Here is a 16,439-nt window from a genome sequence, read left to right as displayed (position 1 = left end):
CCCATTCCCTGCACAAACAAGCTTATGAACTCAGTTGTCACTAGCTCCAAGTCTAATCTTGCCACTTCCCGGTCTAACGAACGTCGTTTTTCCCGCAAAAAAGTCAAGGTAAGTAAAAAAGGTCTTTATGGTAGAGCTATAAAGGATGCTTTTGTTAAGTTAAATCCCAAACACATTATTAAAAATCCCGTCTTATTTGTGGTTTGGGTAAGTTGTTTGATTGTCTTAACAGCAACCATTTTCCCTGCTTTATTTGGTTCATCTGCAACAAATGATGCGAAAATTTTTAACGGCGCGATCGCGTTTGTTTTGTTCTTAACTTTATGGCTGGCTAACTTTGCTGAAGCCTTCGCTCAAAGTCGGGGAAAAGCCCAAGCTGATCTATTGCGTTCGATTAAGTCAGATATTAGAACCAAAAAACTTTTAGCTGACGGCACCATTTCTGAAATCCCTGCTAATAGTTTACAGCGCGGCGATACCGTATATGTGGTAGCTGGCGATATTATTCCCGCAGATGGGGAAGTAATTATGGGTGCTGCAAGCGTCGATGAAGGGGCTATTACTGGAGAATCGGCACCAGTACTGAAAGAATCTGGCTCAGACGTTGCTAGTTATGTTACCGGAGGTACACGTATTATCTCTGATGAATTGATCATCCGCATTACAGTTGACCCAGATAAAGGGTTTATCAACCGGATGATTTATTTAATTGAGAGAAGAGAACGCAAAAAAACACCATTAGAATCTACTTTGACGGTGTTAATGGCACTAATTAGTTTGGTATTTTTATCAGTTGTAACAACTTTTCCAGCCCTAGCATATTACATCAAAACCACCGTTAGTGTACCTATTTTAATTGCTATTTTTGTGGCATTAATTCCTACAACAATTGGAAGTTTACTCAGTGCTACCACCATTGGCGGCATGGATCGGATTGCTCAGTTAAACTTAATTGCGACTTCAGCAAGAGCCATAGAAGCCTGTGGAAACGTCAACACTTTAATTCTTGATAAAACAGGCACCGTAACCAGAGGAAACCGCTTAGCAGATGGTTTTATCCCCATCAACGGTCATACAATGCAAGAAATCGCTGATGTCGCTCTGACTGCAAGTATATTTGATGACACATCGGAAGGAAAATCAATTATTCGTTTAGCGCAAAGATTAGGAGCAAGAATTGATTTTGACTACCAAAATGCCCAACCAGTACAATTTACTGCCATAACCAAGATCGGAGGTACTGACTTACCGAATGGTTCAATGGCTCGTAAAGGTGCTGTAGATGCGGTAAAAAGCTTTGTGCGATCGCTAGGTGCGGAAGTTACAGCAGAACTCAATTCAGCTTACGAAATGGTATCCCAGCAAGGAGGTACACCGTTAGCCGTATGCATGAATCACGAAATTTACGGCATTATTTATTTAAAAGATAACATCAAGCCAGGAATACGCGAACGCTTCGGACAATTGCGAAAACTTGGTGTACGTACCATTATGATTACCGGCGATAATCAGATAACTACTTCAGTAATCGCTAGAGAAACTGGAATAGAAGAATTTATTGCCGAAGCTACCCCAGAAGATAAAATTGCTGTAGTTCAACGAGAACAAGCAGAAGGAAAATTAGTGGCAATGACAGGGGATGGTACAAACGATGCAGCTGCATTAGCCCAAGCAAATGTTGCGGTAGCGATGAATAATGGTAGTCAAGCAGCAAAGGAAGCAGCCAACATTATTGATTTAGATTCAGATCCCACAAAATTAATTGATATTATCGGTATTGGTAAACAAGTGCTGATGACTCGTGGTGCTTTAATAACATTTTCCATTGCCAATAATATAGCTAAATACTTTGCAATTATTCCAGTAATATTTGCGAATGCTGGCTTGAATAAACTAAACATTATGAATTTGACAAGTACTAATTCTGCTGTACTCTCACTATTGATTTACAACGCATTAATTATTCCAGCATTAATTCCCTTAGCGCTTAGAGGTGTACCATTTGCACCCATGACACCCAATCAACTACTACAACGCAATCTTTTGATTTATGGTTTAGCTGGGTTGATTATCCCATTTATCGCGATTAAATTAGTAGACCTAATAATTTCCCTAACGGTATTAGCTTAAAGGTTAAAGGTTAGAGGTCTGCACGTCAACTGTCAACTGTCAACTGTCAACTGTAAAATCCGATGTCTCAACTTCGAGCAATTGCTTCTTCAATTCGCGTTACTGTTATTTTGTGGTTAATTACTGCAATTATCTATCCATTATTTATACTTTTAGTCGCTCAAGCTCCCTTCTTTCAATATCAAGCTAAAGGTAGCATAATGGTCAACTTAAAGAATGACCCAATCGGTTCAGCTTTAATCGGTCAAACCTTTACATCCGAAGAATATTTTCATAGCCGACCTAGTAGCGTGCGATATAGTCAAGGTAAAAAAGCTCAACCTACCGGAATTTCCGGTTCTAGCAACCTTGCTCCTAGTAACCCAGAACTACTAAATCGAATTTTGGAAAGAGTAAACGAACTTCAAGACCAAAGCATCGATCCACTAGCCGATTTAATTTATACCTCTGGTTCTGGTTTAGACCCTCATATTACGTTTAAATCGGCTATGCAGCAATTGGATCGAGTTGCCAGCGCTCGTAATTTACAGCCCGACCAGATTTATCCTTTTATTGTCAAGTATACCAAAGATAGATTTCTCAAAATATTTGGCGAACCTGGAGTTAATGTCCTGAAATTAAATTACGCTCTCGACCTCCAAGAAATAAACCGTAGACAAAATTGATTGTAGTAACCAATACCGTGTAAAGGAAGTGAAAATTAAAAATGTTTATGGGATGGAAATTTTAGATTTTAGATACGAGTAATCATTGAATCTTTTATTTTTTGAGATTAGTCTGGATAAACATCATTACTTTTTGTAATGGTGATACATACTTTTATCCCAAATCACTCCCGTACCCAGAATTCGAGGAGGAGGGTAAATCCGTAGTTAAAATCTCAAATCCAAAATCTAAAATCTAAAATTCCATGACTCGCGTAATTGGTTTAATGAGTGGTACATCGGTAGATGGTATCGATGCTGCTTTAGTAGATATTTTCGGTACAGATTTAAATATTAAAGTAGAATTGGTCGCGGGTGAAACATATCCCTACCCTGTAAACATTAGAGAACGCATTCTAGAAGTTTGTGCTGGTAAAACTATCTCAATGTTAGAGTTAGCACAATTAGATGATGCTGTAGCGTCATGTTTCGCTGAAGCTGCAATCAAAATTCAAGCAGGTCATCAAAAAGCGACTTTAATCGGTTCTCACGGTCAAACAATTTACCATCGATCGCTGACGGGAAAATACGGTCAAGCAAAACTCGGCTACAGCTTACAAATTGGTCGTGGTATATTAATTAGCCATTTAACAGGTATTACTACTGTCAATAATTTTCGTGCTGCTGACATTGCTGTCGGCGGTCAAGGTGCGCCTTTGGTACCTCGTGTAGATGCAGCTTTATTGAGTCATCATTCAGAATCTAGGTGTATTCAAAATATTGGTGGAATTGGTAATGTTACTTATATTCCTGCTCATGGTGACAATTGGCTATCTTTAATTCGCGGTTGGGATACCGGGCCTGGTAATAGCTTGCTCGATTTAGCAGTGGAACATTTAACTGATAAAGCAAAAACCTACGATGAAGATGGAAACTGGGCTTCCTCCGGTACTCCAAATTTTACATTAGTCGAACAATGGCTCGATGAAGAATATTTTCATCTGTTGCCACCTAAATCTACTGGGAGAGAATTATTTGGAGTCGATTACTTACATCAATGTATAAAAGATGCAGAAAATTTTCAACTTAGTCCAGCAGACTTTTTAGCAACTCTTACAGAATTAACAGCAGTTTCTATTGTTGAGAGTTACCGTAACTTTTTACCACAGATGCCAAATCGGGTACTTTTATGTGGTGGTGGTAGTCGCAATCTTTACCTCAAACATCGTTTACAGGATTTGTTAGGAAACATACCCGTTTCCATTACCAACGAAGTCGGTTTAAACGCGGATTTTAAAGAGGCCATCGCCTTTGCAGTTTTAGCCTATTGGAGACAAACAGGCTCTCCTGGAAACCTCCCCGCAGCCACCGGAGCGAGCCAAGAAGTACTTTTAGGAAACATTCACATACCTTTGTAAGACAAAGGTTAAAGGTTAAAGGTTGAAGGTTAAAGGTTATCACTCCTAACTCCTAACTCTTAACTCTTAACTTTCAATTTCCGTAGGCTATACTAAATTTTGGCGATACTGCAACAATACAGGAAATTACCCACAGGTGGCTCATACTTTTTTACTTGAACCAGGACGCTGGATATTACAAGGAAATTGGTTAGAACGTAATGGTATGCCAATTAGCGTCAAAGGTATGACCTTGGTTGCTTGGAATCGAGATAACTGGTTCACTATGGTGACAAAGCTGATTTTTCCTTCATCCAAACATCCGGAAATTGCTTTGCAGTACAAAGGGCGTTTGGACGACGGAGAAAGGCAATACACTTTTTTACTTCAACATAATTTATTGGGGCAAGTCGAAGGCGAAGGCTGGATTGGTCCGGAGGCAATTATTCAGCGCTACTGGGTATTAGGCGATCGCCAGCGTCGCAGTGGATTTGAAACTCTTCATCGTGTCTCCAATAATACTTACCACTTGACCAGCGGAATTATGGAAGGTCATTTTCTGATCAGCACAATGGAAGCTAATGTAGAACGTCAAATTAGTTGACAGTGGACAGTTACCAGTTATCAGTTACCAGTTATCAGTTCCGACGGTGTATGGTCGGAGATCGGGTAGTAAGCATATTAATAGATTATTGTTCACTGTCAACTGTCTCCCCATCTCCTTCTCGCCCCTGCTAGAATTTTTTTTTACGAGAAGTTAAGTTTTTGAGTAAAAATTGGGCATTATAAAATTGAGATAAAGTTAATAATTGTACAAGTTAACTGAGTATATCTACCATTTCTGTTGATTATAATCAACTTTTAATTATTTAAATGCTTTTTTTGTATCCAAAACCTGTCTTCATGGCAGGTGTTATTTAAGATTTAATATTTATTTTTGCAGATTGGAGTCCCTATGTCAGACCGCTTACTCGGCAAGCGCTACCAGCTTCAGGAAATAATCGGTACCGGAGCGATGGGTCGAGTTTATCGCGCTAAGGATATTTTATTAGGAGGTGTACCTGTAGCAGTTAAGTTTCTCGCTCTCTCGGTGGAAAACAAAAAAATGCGACTAAAGGAACGCTTTGAACGAGAAGCTAAAACTTGTGCTTTATTAGGTCAAAAAAGTATCCACATTGTTAGAGTCATGGACTATGGTGTGGACGAAAATTCTACTCCGTTTTATGTAATGGAATATTTACATGGTAGAAGCCTCAGCAATATTATCCGCGATGACCAAATATCTCTATCCAGGTTCTTGAATCTAGTACGTCAAATATGTTTGGGTTTACAATGCGCTCACGATGGCATCTCCGTTGATGGCAAGGTTTGCCCAATTATTCATCGCGACATTAAGCCTAGCAATATGTTGGCAATTAATGATCCTAGTTTTGGAGAATTAGTCAAAGTTCTCGATTTTGGAATTGCGAAGTTATTACTTTCAGATACTCAGCAGACTAATTATTATTTGGGTACTTTAGCTTATTCTTCTCCCGAACAAATGGAAGGAAAGGAACTGGACAACCGCTCGGATATTTACAGCTTAGGAGTGATGATGTTCGAGATGCTGACTGGGAAGATGCCTTTAATACCAGAAAATCATTCTTTTGGGGGATGGTATAAAGTACATCATTATAAAGCACCACGCCCTTTTTCTGAGGTTGAACTTAAGTTTCAACTTCCTGTAGAACTAGAAAATTTGGTGATGAAATGTCTGGCTAAGCAAGCAAGTGAGCGTCCTCAAAGTATCAGTGAAATTCTCAAAAGTTTAGCATCTATAGAGGAGCGTTATCAAAATTCTCAGTTCCGCACAAATACTGATACTAATCATAATCTTGATGATAAAACTGATGTTGCTGCCTTTGCTCCTACTGTTAAGGCTAATTTTAACCAAGACAATCAGCTTAATACTAATACATCGGTTTGCAATGACGAAATTTTAAGACAAGCTGTTTGGCCCAAAGATAAACCAATTGCTGATATCGTTTTTCCTCAAAATATCGAGGTAAATGGTAAGTCAACACCCGCTCTGTGGGTAATGTTACCGCAAATAGAAATTCATAAGCGTTTGGTTTGCACCCGCTACAATCAATTTCTATTTATTACTGCACCTCACCCAATGTTGTTATGGATTACGGTTATTTATCATCGTCAATTCGGTGCGAAATGGTTACCTTATTATCTAGACCTCAAAACCAATACGGGTAAAGACACTGTTACTCTTTTAGGAAAAACAGGTTACTACCGTCTAGTATTTTTTGGAAGAGAAAATCCTTCTAAGTGCAGCCATATTTTACTTTCGAGTATTGCCCCAGTCCAACGTCAGCGTCTGCTTGATTGGGTCAACATCAGCCACCAAAAGGTATCTTCTGCTAAACCCCAATTTAGCAAGAATTTACTTCAAGCCGAATATCATAAAATTAAGCCTCAAATTTTAGCAAAATTGCAAGGAATTAACACAGATTCTCCTTTCGACCTTTCTGCTTAACAAAATCTCAGTACCTGTTATGGATACTTAGGGTGAAAATTCGACTTCTGGGGATCGATTCATACTCTGTGGTATTTACTCATGAAATGTTAATTTTTTTGAATAATATGGGTGTAAAGACTTAAAATGCAGCTATAAAAATAATTAGTAAATGTAAATTACTTTTTATAAAGTCATAGATTTACTGAACTTCGCGCAAAAACCAGATTATTGTAAAGAAATGTAAGATAAAATTCGAGTTGAGTTTAGATTATGATAATTTAATGTTTGTCTTCATTAGAAATAATGAGCATATAAGGCTAAGATTTTTAAGGTAGTCAAAATTTCCTCCACAATTTTTTATTTAGATGTGCAGGGTGTTTTGTTCCTATAGCCAAACTAATTCAATTGAAAAACATTTTGTGATTCAATAAAAATGTTTGAGTGAGTATGTAAGCTTTAGTTGACGCCCCGGCATCCCCAGCTTTTTTCCAACGGAGCGGAACCTAGCAAGAGAAGGAGGTCGTCCACTTTGACACGATTAAGTTTATGCCCAAGTGGGACCTGAATCTAAGCCCCATTGATGTTTGAGAAGTTCTTGATAAGTAGCTTCTCTAACAACCATTTGCTCATAAAGCTTGACTAAGAAGTCTTGAGCTTGTTCGTGGCTCATGTCTTTGACTTGGGTTGCAAAAGAGCGAATGCTAAATTGCTGTTCCAATGACAATTCGATTGGTTTGTCCATTTTTTAAACTCCAGAAACTAAAAAACAACGAGTAAAAGCGATATCGTTTACTGAAAAACCGGAATGGTTCGAGTAAGCGGCTTTGTTTGTCTTGGGATTGTTACCCCTGTATAAAGAAAGATAACAATTGTTTGACATATTGCCCACATTCTAAACGAGTATCTTTTATTTTTTTAGGTCTTACATCTCTCTCGAATGGTATAAACCCCAAGTTTGAGAAGTCAAATTCCGGGGATTTATTTAATTCCAAAGTCACAAAAGTAAACAAGATTACTTTGTACGCTTCAGAAAGAAAGAGTAAGTCAGGATGAATTATATTCCTTCTACCTTGTTGAGTGCAAGTTGTCAATATAGCAAATATGAAAATTCAGCCTCCAAAAGTAACTTTGGAGGCTAAAGTATTTGTATCAAGTTGTAACTAGAAAAAATGCTCAGACTGAACAAATTGATGAGTATTTTTGCTTTAAACAGGAAATAATTTACTGGTAAACTTACCTATCTGTGGATAAATTGCTCTATTGTGGATCTAATCTTCGAGTTGAACAATCGCAACGGTAATATTGTCGCGTCCACCTCGTTCCTTTGCTCCTTCGATTAAAGAACGAGCTGCTTCCTCAATTGTAGTACTTTCTTGGAGATAATAAGCAATCTTTTCGTCTACAAGTTCTTCTGTTAAACCATCGCTGCACAATAAAAGGCGATCGCCAGATTTGACATCGAGTGGTTGCACGTTAACTTCCTGTAGGTCATCCCGTCCGAGACAACGGGATAATACATGACGGAAAGGATGATTTCGGGCTTCTTCCATAGTGATATCACCCATTTTTAAAGCACGCGCTACCCAAGTATGGTCTTCTGTAATTAATTCTAAAAGTTGAGAACGCCAACGATACAGACGCGAATCGCCGACGTGAGCGACATAGGGAGACTCGTTGGGGCGAAATAAAACCGCGACTACAGTAGTTCCCATATCAGCACGTTCTGAGTGATTCTGCTGATCTAGCAAAATACCTTCATTAGCTTGCCACAAAGCAGACTGTAATAATTCCTCCGAAGACTTAGAGCTATCCCAATTTGATAACAGGTGCTTTTGAATTTCCATAATGGCAATTCGACTTGCCTCCTCACCACCCGCATGACCACCCATGCCGTCGGCTACAATGAAAAATCGTCCTTCTGGATCAATATAGTAAGCATCCTGATTGTTAGAACGAATCAGTCCCGGGTCGCTAGAACCCGTGAATTTAAGTTTCATATAGTTTCATCTAAAAACTAAGACATACGGTCATAACGGTCGAGGCGCAAAAGCAGTCTAATTAACAGCCAGGATACAGCTGCGGCAATTAAACCCGCAAACAATGCGAACCATACATAATCATGAACCAACAATATTGTAGCTGAAAGGGTAAATCCACTGATAATCAGGGCATAAGTTCCCCCAAGTTGGATATTTGTTTGTCTTCGTAGTAAACGTTCTGTTTCAATAGACCGGACACGCACCCGCACATCTCCCCGCTCAAGTTTGTCTAGTGTATCTTCTAGTCTTCGTGGTAGACCAAATGCACTAGTACTCACCTGAACTGCTTGACGACTCAATTCGTTAATTATACTGTTCCCCTCAGAACCATTCATATCACTCATAAGCTGCATTGCATATGGTTTAGCAACTTCCATAAAATTAAATTCTGGATCTAATCCCTTGCCTACTCCTTCAAGAGTAGAAAAAGCCCGCATCACAAAAGTGAAAGTAGCCGGAAATCGAAATGGCTGATCGTAAGCTATTTCGTACAAATCTTCACTGATGCTGGCGACAGATTGTTTTTCAAAGGGTTTATCCATGAAATGGTCTAACATATACTGAACCGATCGCCGCACTGGACCCATGTCATCGCTTGGTGCTAAGGCTCCTAAAGTGATTAACGAGTTAACAACCCGTTCTCCGTCCTTAGAAGCAACACCAAAAAGTGTATCCATTAATCCTTCGCGCACGTTGGACTTGATTTGTCCCATCATGCCAAAGTCATAAAATATTAACGCACCATTTGGACTAACGGCAATGTTACCAGGATGGGGGTCGGCATGGAAAAAGCCATTGTTGAGTAATTGATGTAGATAAGCTTCTGCTCCTTGACGAGCAATAACTTTTCTGTCTAAACCGGCTGCTTCCAAGGCTTCATACTGATTAATTTTAATACCCGGTACATATTCTAGCGTCAGTACTCTGGGTGAAGCATAACGCCAGTAAACGCGGGGTACTTTCACCCATTCTTGAGCGCGAAAATTTCGGCGGAAAGTATCGGCATTTCGACCTTCATTTAGATAATCAACTTCTTCCCAAAGGATGCGACAACATTCTTCATAAATGCCGAGCCAATCTCGTCCTCGTCCCCATTTGGGATGATTCTGAAAGTATTTAGTGATACCTCTAAGAATTTTTAAATCAATTTCAAAAAGCTGTTTTAGTCCCGGACGCTGTATCTTGACAACAACCGCTTCCCCGGAATGCAGTACCGCTTTATGAACTTGTCCCAAGCTAGCAGCAGCTAAGGGAATAGGTTCAAAATTGGCAAACAATTCGGGGATTTTCTTCCCTAGTTCGTATTCAATAATTTCTTCTACTTGCTCGTAACTGAAAGCTGGTACCTTATCTTGGAGTTTAGCTAGTTCGTCTACATATTCACTAGGAAATATATCAGCACGAGTAGAAAATAACTGACCTACTTTAATAAAAGTCGGGCCTAAATCTAGCAGAGTGATACGAATCCAAATTGCTTGCGCTTTTCGTCTCGCAGCTTTTTTGGTTTCGGTAACTCCTCCAGAATAACTCCAAGACTTATTGTATAGCCAAAGCTTCAACATTAAAGTCAATACAAATGACCAAATGTCAAAGAAGCGTCGTCTACTCGAATAATTTTTGCGGTTCCAACGGTATGCTTGATCTGAATAACCCTTTTCCATAGCCTTTGCGAAGCCGTTGATTTTCAACCGAGCGTAGAATCAGAAGTTCAGACCTGCCAACACTCGGTGTTCTTACCAACGTCCATACCTCTTTATATTTCCTTATTATGATTAATTCTCGATTTTTCTGTACTTTTAAACCGAACCGCTACGATAACGTTGCAATTCGGTACGCAATAAAGCAATTTCTGCTCGTAATTCGTCAATCATTGCTTGTAGGTCAATAGGTTCGGAACTGGTTTGTCCGGGTGCTGATGTGCTGTATGTACCACTTCTAGCATCAGCAGCCTCAGCCGAACGTTCGGCTCGCTGCATTACTTCAGAGGAAAACGAGCGCATATGTTCTTTGAGTTCAGCATCTAATTTACCAAGTTCGCTTAAAGCATCGGTAAAAGCGCCTTCAAAACGTTCGTTAAGAACTTCAGCGGCTGCTCTGCCTACGAAAAATGCTTGCACAAGGGGGTTACTCATAGATTGTTTTTTTATGGTTATCCGCAAAAAAATTATAACTTGCCGTTATGCTCAACGTGCTGATAAGACTAGGATTTGCTTTGGATTATTTTTGAGTTATTTTTGGGTTCAATCCTCTATTTTTATGACTGCTTCTTTGTTCTATCAAGGTTTCAGCTTTATTCTCTCCTCCATTTGAGTAGCCAAAATACAAGGAAATACAAGATAGTAATTCTTCCTACAATTTTTAGAAACTTTTAGAAACGGACTTTCTCCGTTAGTTGCGCTTTTGATTATCTTTAACATGGTAAGAGTGCAAAATACTTTTGTGCGAGCAATCCACTCTACTGTAAATACGGTATTTTTTACTTTTTCATTTTTGCTGACCACAATATAGGGAGTAATATCCTAAAAAATGTTAATTTAATTAAACTTTAACAACATAAATGTTGTTAAAGTAATGTATATTAAATTTAAGCAACACAAATGTTGCTTTAGTCGTGAATTTGATGCGTATGGGAAATAAAACTTGTATTCCCTGTTGAATTGCCAAATATAAATGCAGCTAAACTAGTAATAATAAATTTCTATGAAAAGTTATTTAGGGGATGTTAGACAAAAGGATACCCTCTTAAAGTGCATTACCCTAGACCAATTAAAGGTATTTGAAGCTGCTGCAAGACATTCTAGCTTTACTCGTGCAGCAGAAGAATTATTTGTAACTCAGCCAACGGTATCAATGCAGGTAAAGCATCTGACGCAAGCGGTAGGTGTACCTCTGTTTGAATACGTTGGAAAACGTATTTATTTAACAGAAGCAGGAAGAGAAGTATTGAGTACCTGCAAAGAAATATTTAAAAGTCTTGACAGATTAGAAACCGCAATTGTTGATTTAAAGGGAATGAAGCAGGGAAGACTGCGATTAGCAGCAGTGACTACGACTAAATATTTTATTCCCAAATTACTCAAACCATTTTGCAAACTTTATCCCGGTGTTAGTGTTTCTTTAGAAATAACCAATCATAATGTCTTATTATCCCGATTAAATGATAATCTTGACGACCTTTATATTCTCAGCTGTCCACCAGAAAGAGAAGATATGGAAGCAAAACCATTTCTGGATAACCCCCTAGTATTAGTTGCTCCATGCGACCATCCCTTAGCACTTAAGCGTAACATTTCATTAAAATACTTAACAAATGAACCTTTTATTATGCGGGAACAGGGTTCTGGGACTCGCAAAGTAGTAGAGAGTTTTTTTGCTCAGCATCAAATATCAGTACCGATAAACCTTGAGCTTGGTAGTAATGAAGCTATTCAACAAGCTGTAATTGATGGTTTAGGACTTTCAGTTTTATCCCTTCACACCCTAAATTCTACCGAGAAAATAAATAAACTTGCAATATTAGATGTTGAAGGTTTCCCCATATATCGCCAATGGCATATAGCATATCCCAAGAAAAAACAACTTTCAATTACCGCAAGTACTTTTTTAGAATATTTGCTTTTACAAAGTCAAAAATTTTCTGTTGACCAAAAAAATCCTTTAGAAATAATCAAAGCTTTGCAAGCGATGTCATTGCTTGCTACAAGTAAAGTAAAAGGTTAAGAGTTAGGAGTTAGGAGTTTTGAGTTGGGAGTTAGGAATTAGGAGTTGGGAGTTGGGAGTTAGGAGTTTTGAGTTAGGAATTAGGAGTTAAGAATTAGGAATTGTTGTTCTTTCCCCCATCTTCCCCTAACTCCATCTTTTGTTATTTTCCATAATCAATCTAACTCTCTACGACCTTCCAAGGCTCTTGCCAAGGTTACTTCATCAGCATATTCTAAATCGCCACCTACGGGTAAACCAAAAGCGATTTGCGTAACTTTGGTGAATGGTTTGAGCAGTTGACCGATATATAGTGTAGTGGTTTCACCTTCAATACTCTGACTAATCGCTAAAATAACTTCTTCGGGATTTTGCTGACTTACCCGTCTCACTAAGGGTTGGATGTTTAATTGTTCAGGTCCGATACCTTCTATGGGAGAAATTACACCTCCTAGAACATGGTACTTACCTTTGTACTCTCTTGTTTTTTCCAAAGCAATTACATCGCGGGAATCTGCAACTACACATATAGTTTTGTTGTCCCGTTTGGGATTGCGACAAATTTCACAAACTGGTTCAGAAGATAAATGAAAGCACTCTCGACACAAACCTACCCGTTTTTTGGCATCAATCAAAGCTTGCGCTAAAGCTTCTACTTCTGCTTCCGGTCGTTTTAAAATATGCAGAGCTAATCGTTGGGCAGTTTTTGGACCAACTCCCGGTAAGCGTTGCAGTTGCTCGATTAATCTTGCTAAAGGACGTGCGTAAACCGTTGTTTTATCTCCAGTATGTGTCTAACAATATCTATGATGACATTCTTCCGGGATTTTGGATTGGTTATTTAATTTTGTGACGTTTATTGATTTAGTGAGTAAAATCACACTAAGTATTGAGGATTATAAAATCTGAGTATGAATTTACATTTTTAGTATAATCAAATAATTATTTGCGAGAGTATAATTTAGACTTTCAATCAGTAATGCAGGAAATAAAGACTTGTAAGGAGGTGTATTTTGACATCGTTTGGTGAGTACAAATCGAAAGCTTCTCAGTACATAACTTTCGTTGATTCGGAGTACTACCCAGACTATTTGGATGAAGCACCAGTTCTTTACGGTAGCGTTATTGAACAGTTTGCCATATTGGCTAATACAGCTACTAGCTCTACAAATTTATTGACAAGAATTATTGAATTACCTTTACCTTTGCGAACTCAATTACTTCGGATTTTTCGTAAATACGTTTCCCCTGATACATCAGTAGAAATGTTGAAGGTGAAGAAAAATACGTCTAGCATTATTCGAGACTATGGGCATAGATTTCGAGTAATACAGGAAGTAAAAGAGAAATTAACAAATCGTCCTAAACCTGATGAAGCACTTATGGCTATTCTTATGGAATATAAAGATCGGGGGAAGAAGGGGTATGAATTAACAGAAGCTTTTTTCTTGTGGTTTGAAACCAATTTTGCCTCAGAGTACTTAATACAAGGTCCAGCACGGGCTGGAAAAGATGTGCTACTGAATAAAGTTCTAGAAAATTGGAAAGCCAAAACCCCAGCAGATATATTAATTTCTAGCTCTGATGGTACTCCTTTGGTTATAGGATTTGCCCGTTACGATACAGATCGTGGTGGAGCGCAAGAAGATGATCGAACAAGTGGAAATAGGGATAAGGTGACAGATATTCTCAAATATGCCCAAATGTATAACCTACCTCTAAAAGTGTTTTTTTTAAATGATGGTCCAGGCTTAACTCTAGGTTCAATGTGGAATGACTATGCTGCTTTAGAAGATTATGGACAAGGAAAAGTGATGGTATGCACCCTCAAAATGCTAAATGAAAGATTTACCAGAGATTGGCTTCAAAGTTGAGTTTACTATCCCATTCTTTGACTAAACTTTCGGGGATATCTTTTAAATCTGGTGCAATCTCAAAATATACATCGAGTCCGCTGCGTAGAATTCTATTTGTATTTATCAAAGACTTTTGTATTGGTTCATTAGTATTACCATTTACAAAATCCCCCATTGCCTCAGTTCCTTGAACTAAGCGATTAACTGTAGTTTCAATTGCCAAAGGAGAATTATCTATACCTATCCAGCGTCTTTGTAACTCTTCAGCTACTGCAACTGTAGTACCACTTCCGACAAAAGCATCTAATACAATGTCTTTTTCGTTAGAAGAAGCAAGGATAATACGCTTGAGTATTTCAGAATTTTTTTCAGTCGGATAGCCAGTAATTTTAATATTTTGATTATGAGCATCCTTGAAATCAAGCCAAATATCCTGAACTGCAATACCTTTACTGTTATCAAGATATACTTTTCTTCTTGGATTACCCGTTCCAGACCAATAAATCTCTCCTCTTAAATCCATTTCTTCTAATGTTTGAGGAGTATACTGCCAATGTTTACCAGGAGGTGGAAGTATTCCTCTCCAAGGCTGACCTGTGGCACCTTTTCTAGTTCCTGGTGCATGAATAGGAACTTTTTTGTAGCGTCTTCCAGTTTCTTCTTCTACATACTGATATTCTTTTTTAGCTTTAACATCTGTCCAATTTTCAAAAGGCTGATTCCATATGTAATCATCACTTTTAGTGTAAAAAAGAATGTAATCTGAAATATTCCCGTATTGGTTGCGTGTGTAATTTTTAGGGTTACATTTTTTTCTAGTAATACAATTTCGGAAGTACTTAGCTCCAAATATTTCATCCATTAAAACTTTGACAGGGAAAGCCATATTATCGTCTAAATGGACATAAATAGACCCATAATTTGCTAATATTTCTCTAAGTAAAATTAATCTTTGGCGTAGAAATTCTAAATATTCACCACCATTAATACAATCCTGATATGCACTTATTTGTTTTCTTGATTCAAAATCGAATCCTGTAGCGTAAGGTGGATCGATATAAATTAAACCAACTTTTCCAAACACATTATTATCATCTAATAGTGCGCGAATAACTCTTAAATTTTCTCCATAAATAAGTCGATTTTTCGGCTGTTTTTCTACACTAATAACATTACGCAATTTTGCGGAACAAGTGTTAAATATTTCTTCAACAGATGCTTTACCTTCATATTCGAGTCTAAAAGATAGTTTATTTCCATTATTCGTACTATTACGTTTAGTAGTGCCTGGTATTCCTGTTGCCATTCAATTTTAATCTATAGTTTTGCGTTATATCTTAATATATCCTATAGAATAAAAAATTTATATAACTCTTATTTAGTATTTTTTTATTTTAAATATTAATTCTTAATATTTAATTTCACAACAAGTTTCTGCAACACCTACTCCAGAGAATACGAGGGAACATAACATTTTTGCTTCGCGTGAGTATTATCATTGAGTAAATATCGATATTTAAAACGTTTTATCAATATAGCAAATACTAAATTTCACAACTTGATAAATTTTGCTGCTGGCAATAATTTAGAATTTGCTAATTATCTCAGAAAAAATTTAATTGATGAAGATGGAAACTTGCAAAGGATGTTTATAACTTTATCGATTGTTTATCATGCTTTCCGAACTAGTCCGTTATGTTTCTAAACCTACGAAAGTATTTTTGAGGTAATATTGCGATTTTACCTAACGGTAATAAATCCCAGACTACGAACCGATGAAAATTCCACTGCAAAAAACGCCCCCCGATTACTCGGAAGGCGTTTTCTGTATGTGGTGAAGACGTTGCAATGCAACGTCTCTACATTTTTATTTAATTATTAACCGTTGATTGCGGGAGCGCTAATTGCAACAGGTGCTGCATCAGCAGCAGCTAAATCTAAGGGGAAGTTGTGAGCGTTGCGCTCGTGCATTACTTCCATACCCAAGTTTGCTCTGTTCAATACATCTGCCCAGGTGTTGACTACACGACCACTAGAATCGATTACAGACTGGTTGAAGTTGAAACCGTTCAAGTTGAAAGCCATGGTGCTGACTCCCAAAGCGGTAAACCAAATACCTACTACAGGCCAAGCTGCTAAGAAGAAGTGCAAGCTACGGCTGTTGT

Annotated in this window: 13 protein-coding genes and 1 pseudogene; 7 read left to right on the top strand and 7 right to left on the bottom strand. The window is 38.0% G+C overall.

The features are described 5' to 3' along the window. Nucleotides 1-24 precede the first annotated feature (24 nt). The 5 genes from kdpB to IQ247_RS26740 all read left to right on the top strand — a co-directional run bounded on the left by kdpB (nt 25) and on the right by IQ247_RS26740 (nt 6,698). Entirely contained in the window at nt 25-2,130 is a 2,106-nt protein-coding gene (gene kdpB / locus IQ247_RS26760) for a potassium-transporting ATPase subunit KdpB (RefSeq protein WP_193924618.1), read from the top strand. 62 nt (nt 2,131-2,192) lie between these two features. Further along, nucleotides 2,193-2,795 (top strand): K(+)-transporting ATPase subunit C, encoded by a 603-nt coding sequence (kdpC, locus tag IQ247_RS26755; protein ID WP_193924617.1) that lies wholly within the window; start codon nt 2,193-2,195, stop codon nt 2,793-2,795. A gap of 245 nt (nt 2,796-3,040) precedes the next feature. Beyond that, a complete protein-coding gene (locus IQ247_RS26750; protein WP_193924616.1) occupies nt 3,041-4,192 on the top strand; it encodes an anhydro-N-acetylmuramic acid kinase in 1,152 nt (383 codons plus the stop codon). A 136-nt stretch (nt 4,193-4,328) separates the two neighbouring features. After that, nucleotides 4,329-4,775, top strand: a complete 447-nt coding sequence (locus IQ247_RS26745) for a hypothetical protein (protein ID WP_193924614.1) — start codon at nt 4,329-4,331, stop codon at nt 4,773-4,775. Nucleotides 4,776-5,126: 351 nt separating this feature from the next. After that, a complete protein-coding gene (locus tag IQ247_RS26740) occupies nt 5,127-6,698 on the top strand; it encodes a serine/threonine protein kinase (protein ID WP_193924613.1) in 1,572 nt (523 codons plus the stop codon). Nucleotides 6,699-7,224: 526 nt separating this feature from the next. On the opposite strand, the gene IQ247_RS26735 is transcribed toward IQ247_RS26740, so the two are convergent. From IQ247_RS26735 to IQ247_RS26720, 4 genes are all read right to left on the bottom strand, one after another. Then, nucleotides 7,225-7,422, bottom strand: coding sequence for an NblA/ycf18 family protein (locus IQ247_RS26735; protein ID WP_193924611.1), 198 nt, complete (start codon nt 7,420-7,422; stop codon nt 7,225-7,227). Between the two features lie 526 nt (nt 7,423-7,948). Then, on the bottom strand, nt 7,949-8,677 hold the full coding sequence (locus IQ247_RS26730) for a Stp1/IreP family PP2C-type Ser/Thr phosphatase (protein ID WP_193924610.1): 729 nt from the start codon (nt 8,675-8,677) through the stop codon (nt 7,949-7,951). 17 nt (nt 8,678-8,694) lie between these two features. Then, nucleotides 8,695-10,380: an ABC1 kinase family protein gene (locus IQ247_RS26725; protein WP_193924609.1), complete on the bottom strand. Its 1,686-nt coding sequence runs from the start codon at nt 10,378-10,380 to the stop codon at nt 8,695-8,697. 135 nt (nt 10,381-10,515) lie between these two features. Continuing rightward, the gene (locus IQ247_RS26720) at nt 10,516-10,851 is read right to left on the bottom strand and encodes a DUF6825 family protein (RefSeq protein ID WP_193924608.1); all 336 of its coding nucleotides are present in this window, start codon (nt 10,849-10,851) and stop codon (nt 10,516-10,518) included. Between the two features lie 568 nt (nt 10,852-11,419). Here IQ247_RS26720 and IQ247_RS26715 point away from each other — a divergent pair. After that, nucleotides 11,420-12,439 carry a LysR family transcriptional regulator gene (locus IQ247_RS26715; protein WP_193924607.1) on the top strand — a complete coding sequence of 340 codons (1,020 nt, stop codon included), beginning with the start codon at nt 11,420-11,422 and terminating at the stop codon, nt 12,437-12,439. Nucleotides 12,440-12,594: 155 nt separating this feature from the next. Here IQ247_RS26715 and recR read toward each other — a convergent pair whose 3' ends face one another. After that, nucleotides 12,595-13,161 (bottom strand): recombination mediator RecR, encoded by a 567-nt coding sequence (recR, locus tag IQ247_RS26710; protein WP_193924619.1) that lies wholly within the window; start codon nt 13,159-13,161, stop codon nt 12,595-12,597. A 270-nt stretch (nt 13,162-13,431) separates the two neighbouring features. Here recR and IQ247_RS26705 point away from each other — a divergent pair, with 270 nt between their 5' ends. Beyond that, nucleotides 13,432-14,292: a hypothetical protein gene (locus tag IQ247_RS26705; protein WP_193924606.1), complete on the top strand. Its 861-nt coding sequence runs from the start codon at nt 13,432-13,434 to the stop codon at nt 14,290-14,292. On the opposite strand, the gene IQ247_RS26700 is transcribed toward IQ247_RS26705, so the two are convergent. Further along, a complete protein-coding gene (locus tag IQ247_RS26700) occupies nt 14,267-15,580 on the bottom strand; it encodes a site-specific DNA-methyltransferase (protein WP_193924605.1) in 1,314 nt (437 codons plus the stop codon). The two genes, IQ247_RS26705 and IQ247_RS26700, sit on opposite strands and share 26 nt — an antisense overlap. Before the next feature lie 572 nt (nt 15,581-16,152). Further along, nucleotides 16,153-16,439 (bottom strand): annotated as a pseudogene (locus tag IQ247_RS26695) (photosystem II q(b) protein); the annotation flags it as partial.

Source organism: Plectonema cf. radiosum LEGE 06105 (assembly GCF_015207665.1).
Lineage (GTDB): Bacteria > Cyanobacteriota > Cyanobacteriia > Cyanobacteriales > Nostocaceae > Rivularia > Rivularia radiosa_A.
Note: the sequence above shows the minus strand (reverse complement) of the source record. Positions and strands in the feature narration are given on the sequence as shown.